Annotated in this window: 21 protein-coding genes and 1 riboswitch; of the genes, 7 read left to right on the forward strand and 14 right to left on the reverse strand. The window is 61.7% G+C overall.

What is annotated here, in order from left to right; translation table 11 throughout:
* The first annotated feature begins 146 nt into the window (after positions 1-146).
* Positions 147-1,910, forward strand: a complete 1,764-nt coding sequence (locus EJA72_RS21295; RefSeq protein ID WP_157713343.1) for a molecular chaperone — start codon at positions 147-149, stop codon at positions 1,908-1,910.
* A 129-nt stretch (positions 1,911-2,039) separates the two neighbouring features.
* Here the strand turns inward: EJA72_RS21295 and serB are convergent, their stop codons facing one another.
* On the reverse strand, positions 2,040-3,254 hold the full coding sequence (gene serB / locus EJA72_RS21300) for a phosphoserine phosphatase SerB (RefSeq protein WP_157713344.1): 1,215 nt from the start codon (positions 3,252-3,254) through the stop codon (positions 2,040-2,042).
* Between the two features lie 135 nt (positions 3,255-3,389).
* On the opposite strand from serB, the gene EJA72_RS21305 reads away from it, so the two are divergent.
* Complete coding sequence (locus EJA72_RS21305; RefSeq protein WP_178129508.1) at positions 3,390-4,913, forward strand: AhpA/YtjB family protein; 1,524 nt, start codon at positions 3,390-3,392, stop codon at positions 4,911-4,913.
* 236 nt (positions 4,914-5,149) lie between these two features.
* On the opposite strand, the gene EJA72_RS21310 is transcribed toward EJA72_RS21305, so the two are convergent.
* From EJA72_RS21310 to EJA72_RS21350, 9 genes are all read right to left on the reverse strand, one after another.
* The gene (locus EJA72_RS21310) at positions 5,150-5,863 is read right to left on the reverse strand and encodes a membrane integrity-associated transporter subunit PqiC (protein WP_157713345.1); all 714 of its coding nucleotides are present in this window, start codon (positions 5,861-5,863) and stop codon (positions 5,150-5,152) included.
* Between the two features lie 177 nt (positions 5,864-6,040).
* Positions 6,041-8,308, reverse strand: a complete 2,268-nt coding sequence (parC, locus tag EJA72_RS21315) for a DNA topoisomerase IV subunit A (RefSeq protein WP_157713346.1) — start codon at positions 8,306-8,308, stop codon at positions 6,041-6,043.
* A gap of 7 nt (positions 8,309-8,315) precedes the next feature.
* Complete coding sequence (locus EJA72_RS21320; protein ID WP_178129509.1) at positions 8,316-8,840, reverse strand: TIGR02281 family clan AA aspartic protease; 525 nt, start codon at positions 8,838-8,840, stop codon at positions 8,316-8,318.
* Positions 8,837-9,826 carry an esterase-like activity of phytase family protein gene (locus EJA72_RS21325; protein ID WP_157713347.1) on the reverse strand — a complete coding sequence of 330 codons (990 nt, stop codon included), beginning with the start codon at positions 9,824-9,826 and terminating at the stop codon, positions 8,837-8,839. Before EJA72_RS21325 ends, EJA72_RS21320 begins: the two co-directional genes overlap by 4 nt.
* Positions 9,826-11,730 (reverse strand): DNA topoisomerase IV subunit B, encoded by a 1,905-nt coding sequence (gene parE, locus EJA72_RS21330; RefSeq protein WP_157713348.1) that lies wholly within the window; start codon positions 11,728-11,730, stop codon positions 9,826-9,828. Before parE ends, EJA72_RS21325 begins: the two co-directional genes overlap by 1 nt.
* Before the next feature lie 54 nt (positions 11,731-11,784).
* Positions 11,785-12,393, reverse strand: coding sequence for a YqiA/YcfP family alpha/beta fold hydrolase (locus EJA72_RS21335; RefSeq protein ID WP_157713349.1), 609 nt, complete (start codon positions 12,391-12,393; stop codon positions 11,785-11,787).
* Between the two features lie 219 nt (positions 12,394-12,612).
* Positions 12,613-13,428, reverse strand: coding sequence for a 3',5'-cyclic-AMP phosphodiesterase (gene cpdA, locus EJA72_RS21340; RefSeq protein ID WP_157713350.1), 816 nt, complete (start codon positions 13,426-13,428; stop codon positions 12,613-12,615).
* A gap of 98 nt (positions 13,429-13,526) precedes the next feature.
* The gene (locus tag EJA72_RS21345) at positions 13,527-13,979 is read right to left on the reverse strand and encodes a DUF1249 domain-containing protein (protein ID WP_157713351.1); all 453 of its coding nucleotides are present in this window, start codon (positions 13,977-13,979) and stop codon (positions 13,527-13,529) included.
* The gene (locus EJA72_RS21350; RefSeq protein ID WP_157713352.1) at positions 13,970-14,587 is read right to left on the reverse strand and encodes an NUDIX domain-containing protein; all 618 of its coding nucleotides are present in this window, start codon (positions 14,585-14,587) and stop codon (positions 13,970-13,972) included. Before EJA72_RS21350 ends, EJA72_RS21345 begins: the two co-directional genes overlap by 10 nt.
* Before the next feature lie 206 nt (positions 14,588-14,793).
* Here EJA72_RS21350 and EJA72_RS21355 point away from each other — a divergent pair, with 206 nt between their 5' ends.
* A complete protein-coding gene (locus EJA72_RS21355; protein WP_157713353.1) occupies positions 14,794-15,540 on the forward strand; it encodes an RsiV family protein in 747 nt (248 codons plus the stop codon).
* Here the strand turns inward: EJA72_RS21355 and cytX are convergent.
* Together cytX and thiC are read right to left on the reverse strand one after the other, a co-directional pair.
* Positions 15,509-16,801, reverse strand: coding sequence for a putative hydroxymethylpyrimidine transporter CytX (gene cytX, locus EJA72_RS21360; protein ID WP_157713354.1), 1,293 nt, complete (start codon positions 16,799-16,801; stop codon positions 15,509-15,511). The genes EJA72_RS21355 and cytX overlap by 32 nt on opposite strands.
* 152 nt (positions 16,802-16,953) lie before the next feature.
* Positions 16,954-18,843 (reverse strand): phosphomethylpyrimidine synthase ThiC, encoded by a 1,890-nt coding sequence (gene thiC, locus EJA72_RS21365; RefSeq protein WP_157713355.1) that lies wholly within the window; start codon positions 18,841-18,843, stop codon positions 16,954-16,956.
* Positions 18,844-19,011: 168 nt separating this feature from the next.
* Positions 19,012-19,117, reverse strand: a riboswitch (TPP riboswitch).
* A 191-nt stretch (positions 19,118-19,308) separates the two neighbouring features.
* Here thiC and EJA72_RS21370 point away from each other — a divergent pair.
* The gene (locus EJA72_RS21370) at positions 19,309-20,742 is read left to right on the forward strand and encodes a TolC family outer membrane protein (RefSeq protein WP_157713356.1); all 1,434 of its coding nucleotides are present in this window, start codon (positions 19,309-19,311) and stop codon (positions 20,740-20,742) included.
* Positions 20,743-20,897: 155 nt separating this feature from the next.
* Here the strand turns inward: EJA72_RS21370 and waaA are convergent, their stop codons facing one another.
* On the reverse strand, positions 20,898-22,172 hold the full coding sequence (gene waaA / locus EJA72_RS21375) for a lipid IV(A) 3-deoxy-D-manno-octulosonic acid transferase (RefSeq protein ID WP_157713357.1): 1,275 nt from the start codon (positions 22,170-22,172) through the stop codon (positions 20,898-20,900).
* Positions 22,165-23,085, reverse strand: a complete 921-nt coding sequence (locus EJA72_RS21380; RefSeq protein WP_157713358.1) for a LysR family transcriptional regulator — start codon at positions 23,083-23,085, stop codon at positions 22,165-22,167. Before EJA72_RS21380 ends, waaA begins: the two co-directional genes overlap by 8 nt.
* Before the next feature lie 102 nt (positions 23,086-23,187).
* On the opposite strand from EJA72_RS21380, the gene EJA72_RS21385 reads away from it, so the two are divergent.
* The 3 genes from EJA72_RS21385 to EJA72_RS21395 all read left to right on the forward strand — a co-directional run bounded on the left by EJA72_RS21385 (position 23,188) and on the right by EJA72_RS21395 (position 25,739).
* Complete coding sequence (locus EJA72_RS21385; protein ID WP_157713359.1) at positions 23,188-23,520, forward strand: multidrug efflux SMR transporter; 333 nt, start codon at positions 23,188-23,190, stop codon at positions 23,518-23,520.
* Positions 23,521-23,754: 234 nt separating this feature from the next.
* Positions 23,755-24,930 (forward strand): FAD-binding oxidoreductase, encoded by a 1,176-nt coding sequence (locus EJA72_RS21390; RefSeq protein WP_157713361.1) that lies wholly within the window; start codon positions 23,755-23,757, stop codon positions 24,928-24,930.
* Positions 24,927-25,739 carry an aldo/keto reductase gene (locus EJA72_RS21395; protein WP_157713363.1) on the forward strand — a complete coding sequence of 271 codons (813 nt, stop codon included), beginning with the start codon at positions 24,927-24,929 and terminating at the stop codon, positions 25,737-25,739. Before EJA72_RS21390 ends, EJA72_RS21395 begins: the two co-directional genes overlap by 4 nt.
* Positions 25,740-25,748: the final 9 nt, after the last annotated feature.

Genomic DNA, 25,748 nt, shown 5'->3' on the forward strand with positions numbered 1-25,748 from the left:
AAACGAGGCTGCGTTCCTGTCAAAAGAACGCAGCCTCGTTTCACTCGACAGCTGCTACAGGGGCAAGCCTGGTGCCCCTCCAACGCTCATAGCTGCTAAAGTCAGGTCATTCACTGCCCATTTCCCGGTTGGAGTTCGTCCACGGCATGAATGAGACCAGTCCACACCTATTGCTACGCGCCCCGATCCCGACGCAACTGCGTCTGTCTTTCTGCGAAGCCACCCCGCGCGACCTCAAGCGCTGGATCGCCAACCTGCCCAAAGCCAACCTCGGCGAAACCGCTCGCCTGCTTTATCAAGGCTTGAGCGAACTCAATCAACTGCTCACGCCCAGCGAAAACCGCCTGCAACTGCTCGAATTGCTGCGGCCCGAGGTGTATTACGTCTGCAAACACCTGGAGCGGCATTTCCTGCATCAGGCGATTGTCCTCGACGAACGATCACGCAAGATCGCCAACCTCTGCCAGGCCCTGCAAAGTCACTTGGCCATCGGCTACAAGCAGATCGTCATACGCATCACCCCACGCTTCAGCAAGGACCGAGCGCCGTTGCTGAGCCTGGCGTTGCAACGCGCGATTCACTGCCTCAACGGCCCGCTGATTCGCTCGACCGAACTCTATTGTCCGGTGCCTGAAGGTCTATGGCTGGAGCTGCATCAGCTGTATCGAATCGCCTGCGCGCAGCGCCTTGAGCACCTTGGTTTGCGCGACGAGCTCGCCAGCCAGATGCAAACCCTGAGCATCGAACAGACGTACGTGGTCGCCCTGCTTTTAGGCGCTTCACGCTGCAACCAGCTGCGCCAGAACCAGATCGCCCGGCTGGCCGAGGTGCTGGAGCCCTGGAGCAAATGGATCAAGTTACAACCCGGCAAACCCGCCGACGGACTGTTTGCCATCGCACCGGACCTCGACACCGGACCACGTTACCGCTCCAAGTTTCGGGCAGAGCAACAGGAGAGCCTGCTGGGAATAGACCCGCAGCCACTGGTCGCCGCCATCGAAGCGCACCTGCAAAATGCCGACAGTGCGTCGCCCTTGCCCGTGCCGGCGGGGTTGAGCCTGGACACGCTGCAACACCTGCATGCCGCCTGGGGCCAGGCGGCCGAACGCAGCTTCCAGCGCACTGTCGGCCAAGGCAGCCTGACGCTATGCGTGGGCATGAGCGCGCTGCATTTCTACCTGGGTGGGCAGCGCTCGTTCAGCGACATCCTGAAAAACCCGGGCACCCGCCCTGCACGATTTTCGGCGACCGCCCCGACAGGCCGGGAAAAAGACCAGTGGAGCCATGCCTTCGACGCGGCGCCCCACGGCACCGCCGACGCCATGCTGCCCTACGAAGAAATCGAGTACCCGCAGCTTCAAAGCGATGACAGCCAGGAGGCGTCCGACCGCAACCGGCACTTTGCGAAGTATGTTCTGCCGGTGATCAATCACAGTCCCGGCGGCTATTGTCTGGCGTGGCCATCAGAGGTGCCCGCCGAACTGCAGGCCGGCGAGATGGTCGGCATCGAGGACTCATCGGGTCAGGGATGGAGCATCGCGGTGGTGCGCTGGATCCGCCAGGTTCGCGGCGGCGGTACGCAAATGGGTATCGAGCAGGTCGCGCCTTACGCCGAGCCTTGCGGCCTGCAACTGGTGCGTACCCGGGATGATCACAGTCATTATCTGCGAGGGCTGTTGCTGCCGGCCATCAGCGCAATCGACCTGCCGGCCACCCTGCTCGCGCCGCGCCTGCCTTTCCAGGAAGGCAACAAGGTGATGATCAACACCAATGGCGAGGAACGCCGGGCCGGGCTGGATCGACGGGTGGCGAGCACCAACAGCTTTAACCAGTTTGCTTATCGCCCGCTGGAGAACGCGAGCGGCGCCGGTGCGGAAGATGATTTTGATTCGTTGTGGAAGACGCTTTGAGGGTGAAGCCTTAGGACCGCGGCGCCGCCATCGCGAGCAGGCTCGCTCCCACACTTGATCTCGAATTGACGCAGATTCAATGTGGGAGCGAGCCTGCTCGCGATGAGGCCAGCTCAAACAACCAATAACTCAGAGCTGCCCGTCGCGATCCCGGAAGCCCAGCAGATACAGCACACCATCAAGCCCAAGGGTGGAAATCGCCTGCTTCGCCGATTGCTTCACCAGCGGCTTGGCACGGAACGCCACGCCCAATCCGGCAATCGCCAGCATCGGCAGGTCGTTGGCACCGTCGCCGACCGCAATGGTCTGCTCCAGGCGCAAGCCTTCCTTGTGGGCCAGTTCCTTCAGCAAATCCGCCTTGCGCTGAGCATCGACAATCGGCTCGACCGCCACGCCGGTGACCTTGCCGTCGACCACTTCCAGTTCGTTGGCGAACACGTAGTCGATACCCAGTTTGGCCTGCAATTGCTTGGCGAAATAGGTAAAGCCGCCGGACAGGATCGCGGTCTTGTAGCCCAGCCGCTTGAGTTCAGCGAACAGGGTTTCCGCACCTTCGGTCAAACGCAGCGACGCACCGATGGAATCCAGCACGCTGACATCCAGCCCTTTCAACAGAGCCAGACGCTCCTTGAAGCTGGCGCGGAAATCCAGTTCGCCGGCCATGGCGCGCTCGGTGATTTCAGACACCTGCTCACCGACGCCCGCAGCCTTGGCCAGTTCATCGATGACTTCGGCTTCGATCAGCGTCGAGTCCATGTCGAACACCGCCAGGCGACGATTGCGGCGGAACAGCGAATCCTCCTGGAAGGCGATGTCAACGTTCAATTCCTGGGCAACGCTGAGGAATTCGGCGCGCAACGCTTGCGGATCGGCCGCCTCGCCACGCACGGAAAACTCGATGCAGCCCTTGCCCTTGTCGGCTGGAGTGTCCAGCGGCATGCGCCCGGACAGGCGATCGATGTGATCGATGTTCAGGCCGTACTTGGCCGTAATCGAACTCACGGCCTGCAATTGGCCGGCCGTCACCTTGCGGGTCAATAGCGTCACGATGTGGCGCTTTTTGCCCTGATTGCCGACCCACTGCTGGTAATCCTCTTCGGACACCGGCGTGAAACGCACCTGTTGATCGAGCTCGTAGCCCTTGAACAGGATGTCCTTGAGCACCGACTTGCCTTGCTCGGTGCCAGGAATTTCAACCAGGATGCCGAACGACAGCGTGTCGTGGATCACCGCCTGACCGATGTCGAGAATGTTCACACCACCCTGGGCCAGAACGCCGGTAATGGCCGCAGTCAGACCCGGACGGTCGACTCCCGTGATGTTTATCAGGACGATTTCGCGCAAGGCGCACCCCCGCAGGTGGAAAAAAACCGCATTCTACCCACTTTCAGTGACCATCGGGCACCGTGAGCGCTTTGCCGCCCTAGGGCCTGTCGCTATACTGCGCGTCAACTTCACGGACAAAAGAGCCGAGCTCAAGTGAACCGGCCCACGCCAGTAAAAACCGATAACTTCTTTCTGCTGATCTTCCGGGCACTGCGCCATCGCCGTGTACCGATTGCATTGCGCATCGCCAGCCATAACGTGATCCTGGTCGCACTGGCCCTGGTGATCTACGCCTGCGTGATGGGTTTGCAGTTCAAGCAGGCCATGCATGAGCAAGCCGATGCGCTGGGCGAAAGCCTGACCACGCAGACGGCCACGTCCGCCACGGAGCTGTTGGTGTCTAACGACATCCTCAGCCTGAACGTGCTGCTCAACAACCTGACCAAAAACAAGCTGGTGGCCCACGCCGCTATTTATAGCGTGGATAACCGCATCCTCGCCGAAGCCGGTCAGCGCCCAAAGCACAGCCTGCTGGGCGAAGCCGAAGGCATGTACCAGAGCAAGATCACGTTTCAGGACGTGACCGCCGGGCAACTGCGCATCAGCCTGGACATGGATCAATTCCAGCAGCCGATGACCATCAGCCTGCAAAGCATGGGCATCTTGAGTGCGATTCTGCTGGCCTTGTCCCTGGCCTTGAGCTTGCGCCTGGGCCGGCACATCTCGACGCCGCTCCTGCAATTGCGCGTGTGGCTGCGCAATATCGACGAATTCACCCCGGCCACCGAGCGCCAGGACGAGATCGGCGACCTCGCTCGCCAGCTGCACGCCAATTTCGCGCCGGAACCGGCCGAGCCGGAGCCTGTGCCGGAACCCGAGTTCGACGACGTCGATTACGACGACGCGGAACCGGGCTTCGAAGTGCGTAACCTGCGCGACCCGAGCTTCGACGAAAGCCGCCCGATGGCCGCGATGAAGCCGGCGCCGCGGCACGTGGTCAGCACGGTCGAAGACGAAGATGACGAAGACCCGTTCGCCGACCTTCGCGATGATTCGGCAGGCGGCGCGCCAAAACCGGCAGCTCGCCCCGTGGTGTCGAACGTGCCGCAGCACAGCGCAGTGCTGGCCGTACAGCTGGGCTCCCAGGAGCAACTGCGTCGCCTGCCGCGCACGCGCCTGGAAGAATTGCTTAAACGTTATCGCGACTGCCTCGATCAGGCGGCCTCGCTGTACGAGAGTGAACTGCACACTCTGAACGATGGCAGCACGTTGATGCTGTTTCACTCCGAAGACAGCGGCGACGACTACCTGACCAATGCCATTTGCTGCGGCGAGTTGCTGCGGGCGCTGGGTCATCAGCTGCAAATCGAAGTCGCGGACAGCGGGATCACCCTGCAATTGCAACTGGGCCTGACCCTCGGTGACGACCTGTTCGGCCTGAGCCAGATCGACCTGCTGCTGACCGACACGGCCCAGGACGCCCTGGCATTGTCGCAACACAGCCGCAACCTGCTGCTGGTAGAGCGCAAGATCAACGACGACCCGCTGATTCGCCAGCGTGCGCGGATCCGTCCGATCGCCAGCCCTGAAGGCGCTTGCTGCGTGGAGCGGTTGATGGAGCCTTATCCGTCGATGCTTGAGCGGCAACTGGCGCGGATGCATGAGCGTCGGGCGTAAGCTTTAAGCCCCGATGTGAAGAAGCCCGCAGACGAGTGATCGTCTGCGGGCTTTTTTGTGGCCTGTTCTGGCCCCATCGCCAGCAGGCTGGCTCCCACAGGGGGAATGTGTGCGCCACAGATCCAATGGGGGAGCCAGCCTGCTGGCGATGGGGCCAGGACAGGCACTGGAGATTCCAACTGTCAGAAACAACAAGGCCCGCATCACTGCGGGCCTTGTGTTGAATCCATCCAGCCTTAGAAGCGGAACACTTCCATATCGGTCCGGATCGGCGCTGCCATCGGGATTTTCGGCTGTTTTTCTTGCTCGGCCGCAGGCGCTACAGGCTTGGCTGCCGGTTTTTTCGGCGCTTCAGCGATGGGCGGTTGATTGGCCAATGGCTTGAGCGCGACCGACAGCTGGTCAGCCAGGCGCTGCAACAACACACCTTGCGCCTGGACCTGCGCCGCCGTACCGCCCGCGTGCTGTTCCTGCAGATGAATGATGCGGTTGTCGCGAACCTGGCCACGACGGTCAATCAGCCGCCATTGCGCATCAAGGATCGCCGGTTGCGATTCGCCCGAGTCCAGGCGGGTAATCGTCAGCAGAACTTGCACGTCCGGTGTGAAACCGGCGGTTGCAGGCGCCAGGACCACGCGCTGGCTGTCCAGGTGACCCGCGACCTGGCGCAGCAACAGCTGATCGATATCGGACGACAGGCTGCCCGCCCAACGACCATCGGTAGACGCTTGCAGGCTGCCATCCGGCTGGCGCTGCAACAGGGTTTCGCGTTGCAGGTAATCCGCTACAGTCACAGGGCCCAGCAATACAGCCATGCCAGCACTTTGCGCAGGCTGAACCGGACTTCCGCTGTCCAGTTGGTACAGCGACACCGGCTGGTGAACGCTGCAACCCGCCAGGCCAAGAACGCCAGCGAGCATCAAAATAAAAGGAAGGCGCAGAGCAGTCATCGTCCCATCCAGGTGGTTGCCACAAGGCTAACCACAGTGAAAATACTCAATAAATATGAAGAACGCTCGGCCACGCCGGCGCTTGGAAAGGCCATATCATCCGTGAATATGCGTTCCGACTCCAGCGCCAAAGCGTCGATCTACGCGTTAAATCGTAGATCGAGCGCTCTAGCGCGGTTAATTGAGGTTTTCGACGAGCAGCGCATCTACCCGCTGAAAGCCACGTGGCAGTTTGTTACCACGACGCCCACGCTCACCTTTGTAGTGTTCGAGGTCGTCCGCTTTCAGTGACAAGGTACGTTTTCCGGCCTGAAGCACCAGGGTGGCGCCCTCCGGCAGTACGGCGATGTCCGTGACATATTCTTCGCGACTGGCCACGCGCTCACCGGAGATACCGATGATCTTGTTGCCTTTGCCCTTACCTAATTGTGGCAGGTCGCTGATCTTGAAGATCAGCAGGCGACCTTCGGTCGTTACCGAAGCCAGCCAGTTGTTCTCGCGATCGGTTACCGGGCGCGGAAGTATGACTTTCGAGTTGTTCGGCAGGCTCAGCAAGGCCTTGCCGGCCTTGTTCTTGGCCTGGAAGTCCTCACCCTTGACCACAAAACCGTAACCGGCGTCGGAGGCGATCACGTACAGCGAATCGTCTTCCGGCATCAGCACGCATTCGAACGTTGCGCCTGGCGGTGGCGTCAGACGACCGGTCAACGGCTCGCCCTGGCCTCGGGCCGATGGCAAGGTGTGAGAAGCAACCGAATAGCTGCGGCCGGTGGAGTCGATAAACACCGCAAACTGGTTGGAGCGACCCGGCGCCAAGGCCTTGAAACCATCGCCAGCCTTGTAGGACAGCCCGGTGGCGTCGATTTCGTGGCCTTTGGCGGAGCGCACCCAGCCTTTTTCCGACAGCACGACGGTGACTTTCTCGTTCGGCAGCAGATCGTGCTCGGTCAAGGCTTTGGCCTCGCTACGCTCGACGATCGGCGAGCGGCGGTCGTCGCCGTAGGTTTCGGCGTCTTTGATCAGCTCGGTGCGCACCAGTTTTTTCAGCTTGGCTTCGCTGCTCAGCAGGGCTTGCAGCTTGGCCTGTTCTTTCAGCAGTTCATCCTGCTCGGCACGCAGCTTCATTTCTTCCAGCCGCGCCAACTGGCGCAAGCGGGTGTCGAGAATGTAGTCAGCCTGGATTTCGCTCAGCGCGAAACGCGCAATCAGCGCGGCTTTGGGATGCTCCTCGGTACGGATGATGTGAATCACTTCATCCAGATTGAGGTAGGCGATCAACAAGCCGTCCAACAGGTGCAGGCGACGCTCGACCTTGTCGAGGCGGAATTGCAGGCGACGACGCACGGTCTGCACCCGGAACTCCAGCCACTCGACCAGCAGGGCGCGCAGGTTTTTCAGCTGCGGCTTGCCGTCCAGGCCAATGATGTTGATGTTGACCCGGTAGCTCGACTCCAGCTCGGTGCTGGCGAACAGGTGCTGCATCAGCGCATCGTGGTCGAAGTTTTTGCGCGCGCCGGGAATGATCACGATCCGGCAGGGGTTTTCGTGGTCGGATTCGTCGCGCAGGTCAGCGATCTGCGGGGCCTTGGACGGCTTGGCCTGCATCATGGCCGCGATCTGTTCCAGCACCTTGGCGCCCGACACCTGATGCGGCAACGCGGTGACAATGATGTCGCCGTCTTCGATGTGGTACACGGCGCGCATACGCACCGAGCCCTTGCCGGTTTCGTACATCTTCAGCAGGTCGGCGCGAGGCGTGATGATTTCCGCTTCGGTCGGGTAATCCGGGCCCTGGATGTGCTCGCAGAGCTGTTCGACCGTGGCTTTCGGCTCATCGAGCAAGCGCACGCACGCCGTGGCGACTTCGCGCAGGTTATGCGGCGGAACGTCGGTGGCCATGCCCACGGCGATGCCGGTGGTGCCGTTGAGCAGGATGTTCGGCAAGCGCGCCGGCAACACCAGCGGTTCGTCCAGAGTGCCGTCGAAGTTCGGACCCCAGTCCGCGGTGCCCTGGCCCAGCTCGCTGAGCAACACTTCGGAATAACGCGACAGCCGTGCTTCGGTGTAACGCATGGCGGCGAAGGACTTGGGATCATCCGGCGCACCCCAGTTACCCTGACCGTCGACCAGCGTGTAGCGGTAGCTGAACGGTTGGGCCATCAGGACCATGGCTTCGTAGCAGGCCGAGTCGCCGTGCGGGTGGAACTTACCGAGCACGTCACCGACGGTACGCGCCGACTTCTTGTGCTTGGAATCGGCGTCCAGCCCCAACTCGCTCATCGCGTAGATGATGCGTCGCTGTACCGGTTTCAGGCCGTCGCCGATATGCGGCAAGGCACGGTCCATGATCACGTACATGGAGTAGTTGAGGTAGGCATTTTCGGTGAAGTCAGCCAGTGACCGGCGTTCTACACCGTCCAGGCTGAGATCAAGGGAGTCGCTCATGCGGGCCTCATCGGTTCGTTGTCTGGCGCAGCAGCATGGTGCCACCGCGCTGGGTAAATTCAAGTTTGTTCAGCGCGCTCATTCCGAGCAGCACTTGATTGCCAGTCAGGCCTGGCGCAACCAGGGCGCGAACATCACGCAACACAATGTCGCCGACTTGCAGCCGGTCGATGCGGGTTCGATAACCCTGGCTAAGGCCATTGGCGGTACTCAGGGTCACCCCGAAGCCCTCCTCCAGCTTGAGCCGTTCGGCCAGACTGGCCGGGATCGACACATCGGTCGCCCCGGTATCGAGCATGAAATCCACCGGCTGGCCGTTAATATGGCCGCTGGCGACGAAATGCCCCTGATTGTTGCTGACCAGTTTCACTTCGATAAAACCTTCGCCTTGCTCCGAACTGACGTTGACGTTCGGATTCTGCTGCCGCGCTTCCCAATCGGCAAAAAACCGCGTTGCCAGAAACAGCGCGGCGCACCAGGCCAACACCATGAACACCCGCCCGGCGCGTTGCCCCGGCGTCTGTGGCGTCACGGTTTGGCGCTCCAGCCACCTTCAGGCGCGGCGAAGCGCCAGACAATCGGCCGGACCTCGCCATCGGCACGGGCCCCGTCGTTGTTGTCGATGCCGACCCAAGCGCCATCGGCGTCCACGATCAAGGCTTCCGCCAGGCCATAAGCCTGTGCGTAACGACGATTTTCCTGCAGCGCCTCGTCGGCGAACGACCAGCAGCGCTCGACCTTGGCCGTCACCGCGTCACGGCGACAAATCTGGAAGGCGTTGCGTTCAAGGGTGAACAGCTTGCCATTGAACAAGGACAGATCGGCAAAATCCCGTGACACCGCCTTGGCCTTGGGAAACTGCGCCGGCTGCATTTCCAGCCCGGCCTCGCTCAGCAGCACGCAGCCACCGTCGCAATCCCACACCGTTTGCTTGCGCTTGATCAGCAATAAACCCCGGCGCTCACGTTCGGCCGCCAGCCAGAGCTGGTCGCCGGCCGGGTTGATGGCCAAGCCTTCGAACAGCGCATTGAAGTGCAACAGCATGCCACTGGCCCGCGCTTCGCGAACCAGCATTGGCGAGATTTTCAGCCAGGACGCAGGCCCGACCAGCGGCACTTGCAGCACGGCGGCATGGGACTCGCTGACAATGTAGCGATTACCGGCGGCGTCGCAGGTAATGCCTTCGAAATCCAGGTCGCCGCCACGCACAAAAGACGCCGCCCAGGTGCGCGAACGCAAACCCCAGGGCAACCCGCTGTCAGGCACCGCCGGCACGCCGATGCGTACGGTCTCGGCCTGCCAGGTGTTTTCGCTTGTCGTGAGGCGGTAGATTTGATCATCGTCGCGATCAGAAACCGCCCACAGGTCCTTGCCGCATTGCGCCAGCCCCGACAGATTGCCGCCGCGCATGCCGTCCACCGGATGCTCGGACAACAGGCGCAACTCCGGGGCGGTGTCGGCAAGCGCCGACACCGAGGTCAGAAGTAACGCAAACGCCAGGGCAACGCCAACCCGCATCAGCCAAGAACCTCGGCCAGGTTGCCTTTGGATTCCAGCCAGGATTTACGGTCGCCGGCGCGTTTCTTCGCCAGCAGCATGTCCATCATTTCTGCGGTTGCGGGGTAATCTTCCAGTGTCAGCTGCACCAGGCGCCGCGTGTTCGGGTCCATGGTGGTTTCGCGCAGCTGTGGCGGGTTCATTTCACCCAGGCCTTTGAATCGGGTGACCTGCGGCTTGCCACGCTTCTTCTCGGCCACCAGACGGTCAAGAATCCCGTCGCGTTCGGCCTCGTCGAGGGCGTAGTAGATTTCTTTGCCCAAGTCGATACGGTACAGCGGCGGCATCGCGACGTAGACGTGGCCGGCATCCACCAACGGGCGGAAATGCTGGACGAACAGCGCACACAGCAGCGTGGCGATGTGCAGACCGTCGGAGTCGGCGTCGGCGAGGATGCAGATTTTTCCGTAACGTAGCTGGCTCATGTCCTCCGCGCCCGGGTCGACACCGATGGCCACGGCAATGTTGTGCACTTCCTGGCTCGCCAGCACTTCACTGCCGTCGACTTCCCAGGTGTTCAGGATCTTGCCGCGCAACGGCAGGATCGCCTGGAACTCCTTGTCCCGCGCTTGCTTGGCCGAACCGCCGGCGGAATCACCTTCCACCAGGAACAGCTCGGAACGCATCGGGTCCTGCCCGGCGCAGTCGGCGAGTTTGCCGGGCAATGCCGGGCCTGCCGTGATGCGCTTGCGCTCGACTTTCTTGCTCGCCTTCAGGCGACGGCCGGCGTTGTTGATCGCCAGTTCCGCCAGCAACATCCCGGTTTCCGGATTGGCGTTGAGCCACAGGCTGAACGCGTCCTTGACCACGCCGGAGACAAACGCCGCCGCTTCACGGGACGACAGGCGCTCTTTGGTCTGGCCGGAAAATTGCGGCTCCTGCATTTTCATCGACAGCACGAAGGCGATGCGTTCCCAGACGTCTTCCGGCGCCAGCTTCACACCGCGTGGCAGCAGGCTGCGGAATTCGCAGAACTCGCGCATCGCATCGAGCAAGCCCTGACGCAGGCCGTTGACGTGGGTACCGCCCTGAGCCGTCGGGATCAGGTTGACGTAGCTTTCCTGCACGCTGTCGCCACCTTCCGGCAACCACAACAGCGCCCAGTCGACCGCTTCTTTATTACCGGCCAGGCTTCCGCAGAACGGTTCGTCCGGCAGGCGCTCGAATTCGCTGACCGCGTCCACCAGGTACGAACGCAGGCCGTCTTCGTAATGCCACTCGACTTTCTCGCCGGTGGCCTTGTCTTCAAAACTGACCAGCAGCCCCGGGCACAGAACGGCCTTGGCCTTGAGCACGTGCTTGAGGCGGCTGATGGAGAATTTCGGCGAATCGAAGTATTTCGGGTCCGGCGCGAAGAACACGCTGGTGCCGGTGTTGCGCTTGCCGACCGTGCCGACCACTTCCAGCTCGGTTTTTTTGTAACCGTCAGCGAACGTCATCTGGTATTCGTTGCCGTCACGCTTCACGCGCACACGGACTTCGGTCGACAAGGCGTTGACCACGGAAATACCCACCCCGTGCAGACCGCCGGAGAACTGGTAGTTCTTGTTGGAAAACTTGCCGCCCGCATGGAGCTTGGTGAGGATCAGCTCGACGCCCGACACACCCTCTTCCGGGTGAATGTCCACCGGCATGCCACGCCCGTCATCGCTGACTTCCAGGGAGTGGTCGGCGTGCAGGATGACTTGCACCGAGGTCGCGTGCCCGGCCAAGGCTTCGTCGACGCTGTTGTCGATGACTTCCTGGGCGAGGTGGTTCGGCCGACTGGTGTCGGTGTACATGCCGGGGCGTTTGCGCACCGGGTCGAGGCCCGAGAGGACTTCGATGGCGTCTGCGTTATAAGAGCTAGCGCTGGGAGTGGCCATGGGGTCTCGTCGTCCGCCTGTAAAAAGTGTGTTCAGTAAATTAGGGGCGATGACTCACAGTGCAGTGAAATCGATCGCCTGATACGCATCGGCGCCGATGCCGGCGAAACTCAGCATTGCCGGCAGTTGCGCGGCAAAGCCTTGAAAACTGTGGTCGCCACCGGCCTGGATACGCAAGGCACAGGCCCGGTAATACTGCTGGGCGAGGCGATAGTCCAGCGTTTCGTCGCCGGTCTGCAACCACACCTGATACCGCTGTGGGTCCTGGGGCGCCGGCACTTCCAGCTCGGCCAGGGCCGTTACGTGGTCGTGGGTCAATTCCCAGGTTTCATCGGTGTACAGGTTTTTCTGTGTCCCCAGATGCCCGTCGAACATCCGGTGCGGACTGACGGCGGGGTTGATCAACAGGGCCTTCAATCCATGGCGCTCGGCCAGGTGAGTCGCATAGTAGCCGCCGAGGGAGCTGCCGACCAGCAGTGGCCGCCCAAGCTCCGAAATCGCCTGCTCCAGCTGACCGATGGCCTCGCGAGGATGGTGATGCAGGGCCGGAACGCGCAATTGATCGCTCAAGCCCAGACGCTCCATCACCTGCATCAACTGGGTGGCCTTTTTCGAGGAAGGCGCGCTGTTGAAACCGTGGATATAAAGGATCGAACCGGACATTTGAGCTCCCTGTGCGTCGGGTAAAGAAGGCGGAGTTTACAGGGAGTTGGAGCGAATGACTTGTTGTGTTCCAGGCATAAGCAGGACTCTGTGGCGAGGGAGCTTGCTCCCGCTGGCCTGCGCAGCAGGCCCAAAACCTTGCACCGCGAATTTAAAGGAAATCAGGATTACGACTGCTTCGCAGCCGAGCGGGAGCAAGCTCCCTCGCCACAAAGAGCGTTAATAGCCGTTGGAGCCGTAATCGACCTGGAAATCGAACCCGGTCACGCGTTCCACCCCGGTTTCAATCCTGCCGTCAGGCAACAACCGCAACCAGCGATACCCCGGCGCCTGGTCCCCGACCTTGAAATCCTCACTCCCGGGCTCGAACTGAATGCAGGTCGAAGGCGACGCAATCAGGCGCACGCCATTGCGAACCTGGTCAATCTCCTGATGCACATGCCCCCACAGGACGGCGCGAACTTGCGGAAAACGGTCCAGCACGGCAAACAACGCCTCGGGATTGCGCAACCCGATCGGCTCCATCCACGCACAGCCGATTGGCACCGGATGATGGTGGAAACACACCAGATGATGCCGCTCCGGCGCCTCGCTCAACGCGCGGGCCAGCAGCTGCAGCTGCTCGTCCTGCAAAAACCCCGGCACCGAACCCGGCACGGCCGAATCGAGCAAGGTCACACGCCAGTTGCCGACATCCACCACCGGTTCCAGCAGCGCGCTCTGCACGGCGGCTTCGGCCATGATCTGCGGTTCGTCGTGATTGCCGGGAATCCAGCGCGCGGGCGCATCGAGCGGTCGTGTCAGGTCACGAAACAGCTGATAGGACTCCAGCGTGCCGTCCTGGGACAGATCGCCGCTGGCAATGAGCAGATCAATCTGCGGCTGCTGCGTTCGCACCAGTTCGATGACCTTTTGCAGGCTGTCGCGGGTATTCATGCCCAGCAACGTACCGTCCGCCTCGGCAAACAGATGACTGTCGGACAGTTGCACCAGCAACGCCGGGTCGGCGGTGGTCAATGTGGATACGCTCGGCAAGGCGTTCTCCCAGGGCTGAATCTCGGGATGGATGAGTGCCGCAATTATGCTGGGGGACGATCAAAAGGGGAAACCTGCGAACCTGACGCAGTTCACATCTATCGAACAGCAGCGTATTCGTGCCCACACGCCAGGCAATGGCTGAGCCACTCGCCCAGGAACATATTCAGCTGGGCCTTTTCGTCCGGCTGGTGCATCGAGGCATTCGGGTAAGGATAGATGCCGCGAAAGCGTCGTGCATGTTCAGCGCTGACCACTTCGGCCATGCACGCGTCGTGATAGACCTGGACTTCCAGCTTCGGCACCGGCAACCAGGGCAGGCTGTGTTCCTGACTCACCAGAAGAGTCGTGGTGTAGGGACAGACCTGCAGCACTTCCAGCGCCAGCACGCCCAGCATCTGGTCGCCATGGGTGACGGCAATTCGTCGCGCATCGGGCTCGTTGCGCATGTCCGGGAGCAGTCGCATCAGGCGCGCATAGTTGGCCTCGCAGGAGGCTTGCAGCCCCACGAGGTCGACACGATAGCGATCGCGCAGCTTGTTTACGACCATAACCCCCTCACTTCAGCGCGGTTCAAAGCTAACCATTGCAAGGCAATGATGCTGGCCGCGTTGGCAATTCGCCCATCGCGAACGGCTTGCAAGGCATCTTCGAATGCCCAGACCGTCACACGGATGTCTTCTGCTTCTTCCTCCAGCCCATGCAGGCCGCCAACCCCGGTTGTCTGGCAACGCCCCAGGTACAGATGCACCAGTTCGTTGCTGCCGCCCGGCGATGGAAAATATTGGGTCATCGGCCAGAGCGCCCCGATTACAAGCCCAGCTTCCTCCTGCGCTTCGCGGTGAGCAACTTCTTCCGGCACTTCATCCTTGTCGATCAGACCAGCGACCAGTTCAATCAGCCATGGGTTGTCGGCCTTGCCCACGGCGCCGACACGAAACTGCTCGATCAACACCACTTCATCGCGCTGCGGATCGTAAGGCAACACGCAGACCGCGTCGTGGCGCACGAACACTTCACGATGAATCTCGCGGCTCATGCCGCCGGCGAACAATTCGTGGCGCAAGTGCACGCGGTCGAGCTTGTAGAAGCCCTCGTAGCATTTTTCGCGCCGCACGATATCAACGGCGGTCGGAATGGCGTTGGCAAAATCAGTCATGACAATCCTCGTGACGACACCGAGGCTCCAACCTCGACTTCGCGCCATCCTAACGCGCTCGCGCCGTTTGATGCAGCCCCTTTCCCGTCAGCGGGATAGACGGTGAGGGCGAAACCAACTCTAATTAGCTTAGTGGCGAACTGACTGCTTCGTTGAGAGTCGAAGCGGATAACTTTTCGCCTTTCCCTGTTTTATGAAGGACGCCCATGTCGCTTTTTAAAATCGCCTCCGTGGCCGCAATAGCCCTGACCCTGGGCGCTTGCCAGAGCCTGTTCCAGCCCAATTACCGTACGCCGCTGGAAACCACCCGCGATGCTACCGAACAGCTGAAGCCGGGTTGCACCACCCCCGACTGCCCGTTGGTGAATATCGACACGCTGCGCTTCCCTGCCGAGCCTCAGCTGGACGGCATCATCGAAAAACGCTTGCTGCAAATGACCCGCACCTCGCCTGACGCGCCCGTAGCGCCGACGCTGGCGGCCTATCGCGATGAGTTTTTGCGCACCGCCGGCCCGCGCAACAGCATCTACCTGCAAGCCAAGGTACGTGAGCAGCATGACGGCTTGGTGATCGTTGAGCTTTCGAGCTACCTGGACACGGGCGGCGCCCATGGCACCCCGGGCCGCGGCTTCATCAACTATTCGCGCCAGCAGCATAAGGTGCTGACGTTGTCGGACATGTTGCTGCCGGGACAGGAAGAGGCATTCTGGAAAGCGGCGCAGGTCGCGCACAACAGCTGGCTGATCAGCACCAAGCTCGATCAGGAACCGGAGTTCGTGAAGAGCTGGCCGTTCCAGAAAACCCAGAACATAGCGCTGACCTACGGCGGGGTGATCCTCAAGTACGAAGTGAGCACCATCGCGCCTTACGCGCTGGGCCACGTCGAACTGAAGATCCCCTACCCTCGCCTGAATGGCATTATCAAGCCCGAGCTGTTTCCTGGCCGTAACTGAACGCCCGACCCAGCACGAGTTGCAGCAGCCCTGCCAGAATCAACGACGGCAGGGTTGCGCCGATGTCCGGGTACAGATTCGCCAGCAAGTGATACGTGCTGACCCCGCCCAACCAGGCGAGCAGCGCCGGCCAGCGCAAGGCGGCCGAGGCCACTCGGGCACTGCGTTTGCGCAGGATGAAGTGATCCACCAGCACCACGCCGAACAGCGGCGCAAACACCGAACCGATCAACAGCAGGAAGTTCTGGTACTGGGCCAATGGTGCCAGGCACGCGATCAGGGTGCAGACCACGCCGATGGCCAACGCCAGGTGCTCGACTTTCAAGCGCAACAGAATCCCGCTGGACACCGCCGCCGAGTGAATATCGGCAAAGGCGTTTTCCGATTCGTCCAGCAAGATCAGCAGCAGCGGAATCCCCAGTCCGGCACCGGCCAATGCCAACAGCAAGGCATTCACTTCACCGCTCGGCGCGAACGCCAGGGTGTAGGCCACGCCAAGGCTCATCAGCCAGAAATTACCGATAAAGAAACCGAGGGCCGTACCACCGAACACGTTTTTCGCACGCTTGCCGAAACGCGAGTAGTCGGCAATCAGCGGCAGCCACGACAGCGGCATCGCGATGGCAATATCGAAACCTACGGCAAACGGCATCGAACCATCACCGGCCTGGGCCCACAAAGCGGCCAGATCGGCCTTGGCGAACAGGTTCCAGGTCAACCAGATGCACGCAGCCAGCAGCAACCAGATGCCCCACTTGCGCAGGATCTGACGCACGAAGGTCAACGGACCACTGACGGCCAGCAAGGTCGCCAGGGCGCCGAAAAACAGGGTCCAGAGCAGCGGACTCGACAGCAGGCTGCCTTCGCTGAACGCCCGCGCCCCCAACAGGCTGGCGGCATCGCGCATGACGATGATTTCGAACGAGCCCCAACCGATCAGTTGCAGCAGGTTCAGCAACGCCGGCAGGCTTGCGCCTTTGCTGCCGAGGCTGAGTTTGAGCGCGGCCATCGACGACAGGCCGGTGTCACTGCCGATCACGCCAACGGCGGCCAACAGCAGTACGCCAACCAGGGTGCCGAGGAAGATCGCCAGCAGCGAGCCGGACAGGCCAAGACCTGGCGCGAGCAAGGCGCCGGTCTGCAAAACCATCAGGCCGATGCCGAGGGAGAACCACAGGGAAAACAGATCACGGCCGCCGAAGACACGTTTGTCGCTCGGCACCGCGATATCGGGTGAATAAGTGCTGGGTTGAATGCTCAAGGGTGTTATCTCAGAGGGACATTTGTTGTTGTGTAGATCGCTATCGCCAGCAGGCTGGCTCCCACAGGGGACATGTGAACACCACAGATCCAGTGTGGGAGCCAGCCTGCTGGCGATGGGGCCTGTGCAGGCCCCACCCTTTTCAGGTCAGATCAAACCTTCTTGTACAGCTGACTGCCTTCCTGCTTGAACCGCTCGGCCTGTTCCGCCAATCCCTGGGCGACTTCGGCGTCCACCGATTCAATCTGCTGGTTGGCCGCGTATTCGCGCACTTCCTGGGTGATTTTCATCGAGCAGAATTTCGGCCCGCACATGGAGCAGAAGTGCGCGACCTTGGCCGAATCCTTCGGCAGGGTTTCATCGTGATACGAGCGAGCGGTGTCCGGATCGAGGCCCAGGTTGAACTGGTCTTCCCAACGGAATTCGAAACGCGCCTTGCTCAAGGCATTGTCGCGAATCTGCGCACCCGGGTGACCTTTTGCCAGATCGGCGGCATGCGCGGCGATCTTGTAGGTGATGATCCCGGTCTTCACGTCATCCTTGTTCGGCAGGCCCAAATGCTCCTTCGGCGTCACGTAGCAGAGCATCGCGCAACCGAACCAGCCGATCATCGCCGCGCCAATACCCGAGGTGATGTGGTCGTAGCCCGGCGCGATGTCGGTGGTCAGCGGGCCGAGGGTGTAGAACGGCGCCTCGTCGCAGCACTCCAGCTGCTTGTCCATGTTCTCTTTGATCAGCTGCATCGGCACGTGACCCGGGCCTTCGATCATGCACTGCACGTCGTGTTTCCACGCGATCTTGGTCAGTTCGCCGAGGGTTTCCAGCTCACCGAACTGCGCAGCATCGTTGGCGTCGGCAATCGAGCCCGGACGCAGGCCGTCGCCCAGCGAGAAGCTGACGTCGTAGGCCTTCATGATTTCGCAGATGTCTTCGAAATGGGTGTAGAGGAAGTTCTCTTTGTGGTGCGCCAGGCACCACTTGGCCATGATCGAGCCGCCACGGGAGACGATGCCGGTCACGCGCTTGGCGGTCAGCGGCACGTAGCGCAACAGCACGCCGGCGTGGATGGTGAAGTAGTCGACGCCCTGCTCGGCCTGCTCGATCAGCGTGTCGCGGAACAGTTCCCAGGTCAGGTCTTCAGCGGCGCCACCGACTTTTTCCAGCGCTTGATAGATCGGCACGGTACCGATCGGCACCGGCGAGTTGCGGATGATCCACTCGCGGGTTTCGTGAATGTGCTTGCCGGTGGACAGGTCCATGACCGTGTCCGAACCCCAGCGAATGCCCCAGGTCAGTTTCGCCACTTCTTCTTCGATGGACGAACCCAGGGCGCTGTTGCCGATGTTGCCGTTGATCTTCACCAGGAAGTTACGGCCGATGATCATCGGTTCCAGTTCGGTGTGGTTGATGTTGGCCGGAATGATCGCGCGACCGCGAGCGATCTCGTCACGGACGAATTCGGGGGTGATGATTTTCGGCACGCTGGCGCCGAAGCTGTGGCCAGCGTGCTGCTGGTCCAGCAGGCCGGCGGCGCGGGCCACTTCCAGCTTCATGTTTTCGCGGATGGCGACGTATTCCATCTCGGCGGTGATGATGCCTTGGCGGGCGTAGTGCATCTGGCTGACGTTGGCCCCGGCCTTGGCGCGGCGCGGGTTGTTGACGTGGGCGAAACGCAGCTTGGTCAGCTCGGCATCGGCCAGGCGTTCCTGGCCGAAATTCGAGCTCAGGCCGGGCAGGCGCTCGGTATCGCCACGGGCTTCGATCCACGACGAACGCACATCGGCCAGGCCTTTGCGCACGTCGATGATGACGTTGGGGTCGGTGTATGGGCCCGAGGTGTCATACACCACGACAGGCGCGTTGACCTCGCCACCGAAGTCGGTCGGTGTCACATCGAGGCTGATTTCGCGCATCGGCACGAGGATGTCCGGACGAGAGCCCTGAACGTAGATTTTTTGCGAGCGGGTAAAGGGCTGAACCGATTGTTGATCGACTCGCGCCGAATCACTCAGGTTCGTAGTGTCTTTTAGTTTTATCGTCATCACGGGCTCTCCAGACAGCATCCAGGCAGTGGAATTTTGTCGGAGCGAACCTGTAACGAATGGACGCGACCAATCAGCCGTATGAAAGCCGTTGGTGCCGTGCTCAGTGCTCGAGGGGTGTTCGATTGTCGAACAACATCCCGGACGAAGCACAAGAGGACTCGCCGGGTGACGAGAAATCTTGTTCCCTACGCAGGCGCTAACCTGATCAGGTTCAACGGGATCCGAAATTATTCGATCTCAGCCTCATAGCAAGGCACCCCGACAAGAACCCGGCCAGTCTAGACACAACTGGCAGAGAACGCCAACACCGCGATAAACACCATGATGAATGGCGTAATCAGACGATTGTTGCCGTGCGGATGCGCAACTACACTCGCAACGCCATGCTGTGCATTGACGCTGCGTGGTCTGCGCCTTACCTTTGGCGCTCAAATTATCAGCGTAATTTTTAGGGATGGCCTCATGCTGCGCAAACTCTCACTGGCCGTTGCCGTGTCATGTGCATCCAATGGAATGGCTTGGGCAGCTGAAGCGCCCTTATCGACCAAGAACGACCTGGTCAGCGTGTACCAGGAAGCCAAGGACAACAACGCGGACCTGGCCGCCGCCATTGCCCAATATGGCGCACAGAAAGAAGTCGTGCCCCAGGCCCGCGCCGGGCTGCTGCCCAACCTTTCGGGCGGTGCCGAGATGGCCAACGTGCGCACCTCGCTCGACCAGCCTTCGGCCACTGCCAACCGCAATGCCCATTCGTATCAAGCGACCCTGGCGCAACCGCTGTTCCGTGCCGATCGCTGGTTCCAGTTCCAGGCTGCCAAGGACGTCAACGAACAGGCCGCGCTGCAACTCTCGGCGACCGAGCAGAACCTGATCCTGCAAACCGCCGACAGCTACTTCAACGTTTTGCGCACCCAGGACAACCTGGCCTCGACCAAGGCCGAAGAAGCGGCATTCAAGCGCCAGCTCGACCAGTCCAACGAACGTTTCGACGTCGGTCTGTCGGACAAGACCGACGTGCTGCAATCGCAAGCCAGCTACGACACCGCACGCGCCAACCGTATCGTTGCGCAGCGCCAGGTGGATGATGCCTTCGAAGCCCTGATCACCCTGACCAACCGTCAGTACAACTCGATCTGGGGCATTTCCCACACGTTGCCGATCCTGCCGCCCGCGCCGAACGACGCCAAGGCCTGGGTCGATACGGCCGCCCGGCAGAACCTGAACCTGCTGGCCAGCAACTACGCCGTCAGCGCCGCCGAAGAAACCCTCAAGCAGCGCAAGGCCGGCCATGCACCGACCGTCGACGCCGTGGCGAAGTACGAAAAAGGTGACAACGACGCGCTGGGTTTCAGCAACCCGAATGCCTTCGGCCAGCCTTACGGTGGCAACGTCACGCAGACCACGGTTGGCCTTCAACTGAACATCCCGATCTACAGCGGCGGCCTGATCAACTCCCAGGTGCGCCAGTCGTACGCGCAGCTGGACCAGACCGAGCAGCAACGTGAATCCCTGCGCCGGCAGATCGTCGAGAGCACGCGCAACCTGCACCGTGCGGTGAACACCGACGTCGAACAGGTTCAGGCGCGCAAGCAATCGATCATCTCCAACCAGAGCGCGGTGGAAGCGACCGAAATCGGTTATCAGGTGGGGACGCGCAACATCGTCGACGTGCTGGATGCACAGCGCCAGCTCTACACGTCGGTGCGCGATTACAACAACACGCGCTACGACTACATCCTCGACAACCTGCGCTTGAAGCAGTCAGCGGGTACGTTGAACCCTGGGGATTTGCAGGATTTGGCGCGTTATCTCAAGGCCGATTACAACCCGGACAAGGACTTCCTGCCGCCGGACCTGGCCAAGGCCGCGGCTGAGCAGCTCAAAGCAAGACCTTGAAGTTAACGGGACCTGTGGTTTTCTGTGGCGAGGGAGCTTGCTCCCGCTCGGCTGCGAAGCAGTCGTCAGCAGTTTCGTCAGGTGTCGCAGGTATTTAGGGGCTGCTTCGCAGCCCAGCGGGAGCAAGCTCCCTCGCCACAGGGTTTTGTGACAAGTCAGTCGATCAACCGCCCCAACCCCTCCAGCAACCGCTGCAGCGCGCCCTGATTGGTGCGCATCACCTTCAGCCCGGCGTCAGCCATCCGCTGTGCATCCCGTGGCAACTCGAACAGCCGCTGCACCGCCAGCGCCAAACCTTCAGCATCCTCCACTTCCTGCAACGCGCCGGCGCTGCGCAGTTGCGCGGCGATTTCGAGGAAGTTGAACAGGTGCGGCCCGCTCAGCACCGGCTTGGCCAGCGCCGCCGGTTCCAGCAGGTTATGCCCGCCGTTCGGCACCAGGCTGCCGCCGACAAAAGCACTGTCGGCCAACGCATACAGAAACAGCAACTCGCCCATGGTGTCGCCCACCAGCACGGAGGTGCTGGCAGTCACCGGCTCGCCGGTGGAACGGCGCACGGTGGCAAACCCTTGTTGCTGGCACAACTCGAACACCGCGTTAAAACGCTCGGGGTGGCGCGGTACCAGAATCAGCAACGCATCCGAATGGCTGGCGAGCAACTGACGATGCGCCGCCAGCACCACTTCGTCTTCACCGTCGTGCGTGCTCGCGGCGATCCACACCGGACGGTCCACGGCCTGCCATTGCGCACGCAATTGGGCGGCGCGCTCCAGCAATTGCGGGTCGATGGTCAGGTCGAACTTGATCGAGCCGGTCACCTCGACAGTGTCCGCACGGGCGCCCAGCTCACGGAAGCGCTGGGCCTCGGCCTCGGTCTGCACGGCGAACAGGCTCATCTCGGCCAGCATCGGCTGAGTCAGTTTGTGAAACCGGCCATAGCCTTTGGCCGAGCGTTCAGACAGCCGCGCATTGGCCAGCGCCACCGGAATCCCGCGCTTGGCGCATTGATGAATATGGTTGGGCCAGAGTTCGGTTTCCATGATCACCGCCAGTTTCGGCCGGGCCCGGTCGAGAAAGCGCGCAGCAGCGCACGGCAAGTCGTACGGCAAGTAGCAGTGCTGGATGCGCGGCTCATTGGCGAACAGGGCCTGGATGCGTTCCGAACCGGTCGGGGTCATGCAGGTCACGGTGATCGGCAGGGTCGGGTAGCGCTGCTGCAGCGCACGGATCATCGGCGCCGCGGCGATGCTTTCGCCGACAGACACCGCGTGCACCCAGATCCCGCCGGGCTTCATCGCCGGCAGCCCGAGGGAAAAGCGTTCGCCAATGCGCTTGGCATACGCCGGCGCCTTGCGCGAGCGCAGCCACAGCCGAATCGCTACCAGTGGCAGCCCCAGGTAAAACAGCGCGGTGTAGAGAGTTCTATTCATGGCGGCGGAGTTTATCGGTTTTTTCGCCGATCGCCTGCAAGTGCACAGCAAAACGTTCCGCCAGCCAACGCGCCGCCGGGCCCAGCGGCTCATCACGGCGCCAGACCAGCTCCACCACCAATGCCGGCGGGGTCCATTCGCTGATCAGCTCGACCATCATTCCTTGATACGCCGGGTATTGCACAACGTGCCGTGGCAACCAGGCCCAACCGAGGCCGCGCACCAGCCACTCGGCCATCACGTAGAAACTGTCAGCGCGCCAGACCTGGGGGCTTGCCGGTTCGCTGCCGGGATAGACGCTGGACTGGGTCGACATCAACAACTGCCGGTGTTGCGCCAGTTGCTGACCATTCACCTGAGCCTGCTGCGCCAGGGGATGGCCGACGCCACACACCGTGACCATTTCGACGCTGCCCACCACCCGGCGCTCAAGCGCTTCGGGAATCTGGTCGTGATAGAACAACAACCCCAGATCGGCCCGGCGCTCCACCAGTTTGCGCGCGACATCACCTTGGGCGGCGCTGGTCAGTTGCACTTCAAGGCTGGGGAATTTTTCCGCCAGGGCCTCGAAGCTTTCGATGATGGGCTGATACGGCATCGCCTCATCCTGGGCCACCCGCAGGCGCGCTTCCTGGCCACGCATCATCGCCAGCGCCCGTCCGTTCAAGCGCTCACACTGACGCAACACCTCGCGCGCCTCGTCCAGCAAAGCCGTGCCCGCCTCGGTGAGCTTCGGTTGACGGCCGCTGCTGCGGTCGAACAGGCTCACGCCCAGGTCCTCTTCCAGCAAGGCAATTGAACTGCTGACCGCCGACTGCGCCTTGCGCTGATCCCGCGCCACGGCGGAAAACGAACGCTGCTCCGCCACGCTGACAAACAGCCGCAGCTGTTCCAGATTCCAATGCATGCTCATGAAAGACCCATCTCCAGAACAGATAGGTAATGACTTTACCGCATCTGGATTCTCTCTAAAATGCCGACCTCAGAAAGCAACACTTCACACGAGGATGCACCCATGACCGCTTACTACTACCTGGCCATTGCCATCTGCGCCGAAGTGATCGCCACTGTTTCGATGAAAGCCGTCAAGGGTTTCAGCACGCCGCTGCCATTGATCCTGGTGATTATCGGCTACGGCATTGCCTTCTGGATGCTCACGCTGGTGGTACGCAGCGTGCCGGTCGGCGTGGCTTACGCGGTGTGGGCCGGCATGGGGATCGTGATGGTCAGCGTCGCGGCGCTGTTTATCTACGGGCAGAAGCTGGACGTGCCGGCGATGCTGGGGATGGCGCTGATTGTGCTCGGCGTCGTAGTGATCCAGCTCTTCTCCAAAACCGCCGGCCACTAACTGCAAATATCACCCCCCCTGTGGCGAGGGAGCTTGCTCCCGCTGGGCTGCGAAGCGGCCCCATTCGTCTTTCCGGGAGACCCTATGGACTGGTTTGCGACTGCTTCGCAGTCGAGCGGGAGCAAGCTCCCTCGCCACAAATGTGCGGTGTCTGGTCATCTGTTGATCGCCAGCAAAAACTCAATTCTTCGAGTCTGTATACTGCGCCCTCGTCTTGAACACTGAGGTCGCCGCATGCCATCCGTTATTTCCACCGACGTTCTGATTGTCGGCGCTGGTGTCGCCGGCCTCTGGCTCAACGCGCGCCTGCGCCGCCAGGGTTTTTCGACCGTGCTGGTGGAAAGCGCCAGCCTCGGCGGCGGGCAAAGCGTGAAGTCCCAGGGCATCATCCATGGCGGCGCCAAGTACGCGCTGCATGGCGCGCTGACCGGCGCCTCGGAAGCCATCGCCGACATGCCGCGCCGCTGGCGTGAAGCACTGGCTGGCAACGGTGAGCTGGACCTGACCGGCGTGCGCCTGTTGTCCGAAGCCCACTACCTCTGGTCCCCGGGCACGATCGCCGGCAACCTCACCAGTTTCTTCGCCAGCAAGGCAGTGCGTGGTCGTGTCGACCAGGTCAAGGGCGACCAATTGCCACCTGCCCTGCAAGACAAACGCTTCAAGGGCAAGGTCTACCGTCTGGCGGAACTGGTGATCGACGTTCCGAGCCTGATTCAGCGTCTGGCCGATCTCGCGGGCGATGGCTTGCTCGCCGGCCAGAAGATCGAGCCGCTGCTGGAGGGCGGATTGCTGGTGGGCCTCAAGGTAGACGAACGCGAGATCCGCGCTCAGCGCATTGTCTTCAGCGCTGGTGCCGGCACTGCCGCGCTGCTTGAAGCGCTGGGGCTGACTCACCCGGCCATGCAACGCCGGCCGCTGCACATGATCATCGCCAAAGGCCCAGGCCTCAAACCGCTGTACGCCCACTGTCTGGGTGGCGGCACCAAGCCGCGCATCACCGTGACCACCCACCCGGCCGCCGATGGCCAATGGGTTTGGTATATGGGCGGCGACATTGCCGAAGCCGAAGGCGTGGCCCGCGAACCCGCCGAGCAAATCGCCACCGCGCAGAAAGAGCTCGGCCAGTTACTGCCCTGGATCGACCTGAGCACCGCGCAATGGGCAACCCTGCGCGTGGACCGCGCCGAGCCGCTGCAATCAGGGCTGACTCGCCCGGACAACGCGTTTCTGGCCGAAGAAGGCCGGCTGCTGGTCGGTTGGCCAACCAAACTGGCGCTGGCACCGGACTTCGCCGACCGGGTCATCGCCAGCCTGGCCCGCGACGGTATTCAACCCGGCCCGGTCGCCCCGCTGCCGGAGCTGCCGAAGCCACCGATGGGCGTTCCCGCCTGGGAGCAACTGCTGCCATGAGCCAACCGACCCTGCACGATCTTCACCGCCCGCTGGGCAGTACCGGGCTGCTGGTTTCGCCCCTCGGCCTGGGCACGGTGAAACTGGGCCGCGACCAGGGCGTGAAATACCCCAGCGGTTTCCAGATCCCCGACGATGACGAAGCGCGCATGCTGCTCAAGCTCGCACGCGACCTGGGCATCAATCTGATCGACACCGCGCCGGCCTACGGTCGCAGCGAAGAGCGCCTCGGCCCTTTACTGCGTGGTCAACGCCAGGAGTGGGTGATTGTCAGCAAGGTCGGCGAAGAGTTTGCCGACGGCCAATCCCGCCACGACTTCAGCGCCGCCCACACGCGCCTCTCGGTTGAACGCAGCCTGCAACGCCTGGAAACGGATTTTATCGACCTGGTGCTGGTGCACTCCGACGGCAACGACCTGGCGATCCTCAACGGTAGCGACGTCTATGCGACCCTGGCCGAGCTCAAGCGCGAAGGCAAGATTCGCGGTTATGGTTTTTCCGGCAAAACCGTCGAAGGCGGTTTGAAGGCTCTGGAACAGGGTGATTGCGCGATGGTCACCTACAATCTGAACGAACAGAACGAGAAGCCGGTCATTGACTATGCTGCTGCTCACGGCAAAGCCATTCTGGTCAAAAAAGCCCTCGCCAGCGGTCACGTCTGCCTGAGCCCGGGCGTGGACCCGGTGCGCGCCAGTTTCGAGTTGTTGTTCGAACATCCCGGTGTGGCCAGTGCTATTGTCGGGACCATCAATCCGCTGCACCTCGCCCACAACGTCGCGACCGTTGCCCAGGTCCTACGTAGAAACTGACGCCGCCCC

The sequence above is a fragment of the Pseudomonas sp. PB120 genome, assembly GCF_009761815.1.
In the GTDB taxonomy this organism is placed as follows: Bacteria; Pseudomonadota; Gammaproteobacteria; order Pseudomonadales; family Pseudomonadaceae; genus Aquipseudomonas.

Excerpts from the sequence above, each read along its gene's own strand:
- EJA72_RS21310 (WP_157713345.1), bottom strand. The coding sequence starts at position 5,863 with ATGACTGCTCTGCGCCTTCCTTTTATTTTGATGCTCGCTGGCGTTCTT.
- EJA72_RS21380 (WP_157713358.1), bottom strand. The coding sequence starts at position 23,085 with ATGAGCATGCATTGGAATCTGGAACAGCTGCGGCTGTTTGTCAGCGTG.
- thiC (WP_157713355.1), bottom strand. The coding sequence starts at position 18,843 with ATGACGATAAAACTAAAAGACACTACGAACCTGAGTGATTCGGCGCGA.
- EJA72_RS21335 (WP_157713349.1), bottom strand. The coding sequence starts at position 12,393 with ATGTCCGGTTCGATCCTTTATATCCACGGTTTCAACAGCGCGCCTTCC.
- EJA72_RS21350 (WP_157713352.1), bottom strand. The coding sequence starts at position 14,587 with ATGACTGATTTTGCCAACGCCATTCCGACCGCCGTTGATATCGTGCGG.
- EJA72_RS21370 (WP_157713356.1), top strand. The coding sequence starts at position 19,309 with ATGCTGCGCAAACTCTCACTGGCCGTTGCCGTGTCATGTGCATCCAAT.
- EJA72_RS21395 (WP_157713363.1), top strand. The coding sequence starts at position 24,927 with ATGAGCCAACCGACCCTGCACGATCTTCACCGCCCGCTGGGCAGTACC.
- EJA72_RS21355 (WP_157713353.1), top strand. The coding sequence starts at position 14,794 with ATGTCGCTTTTTAAAATCGCCTCCGTGGCCGCAATAGCCCTGACCCTG.
- EJA72_RS21325 (WP_157713347.1), bottom strand. The coding sequence starts at position 9,826 with ATGCGGGTTGGCGTTGCCCTGGCGTTTGCGTTACTTCTGACCTCGGTG.
- EJA72_RS21390 (WP_157713361.1), top strand. The coding sequence starts at position 23,755 with ATGCCATCCGTTATTTCCACCGACGTTCTGATTGTCGGCGCTGGTGTC.
- EJA72_RS21295 (WP_157713343.1), top strand. The coding sequence starts at position 147 with ATGAATGAGACCAGTCCACACCTATTGCTACGCGCCCCGATCCCGACG.
- parC (WP_157713346.1), bottom strand. The coding sequence starts at position 8,308 with ATGAGCGACTCCCTTGATCTCAGCCTGGACGGTGTAGAACGCCGGTCA.
- parE (WP_157713348.1), bottom strand. The coding sequence starts at position 11,730 with ATGGCCACTCCCAGCGCTAGCTCTTATAACGCAGACGCCATCGAAGTC.
- waaA (WP_157713357.1), bottom strand. The coding sequence starts at position 22,172 with ATGAATAGAACTCTCTACACCGCGCTGTTTTACCTGGGGCTGCCACTG.
- EJA72_RS21385 (WP_157713359.1), top strand. The coding sequence starts at position 23,188 with ATGACCGCTTACTACTACCTGGCCATTGCCATCTGCGCCGAAGTGATC.
- EJA72_RS21345 (WP_157713351.1), bottom strand. The coding sequence starts at position 13,979 with ATGGTCGTAAACAAGCTGCGCGATCGCTATCGTGTCGACCTCGTGGGG.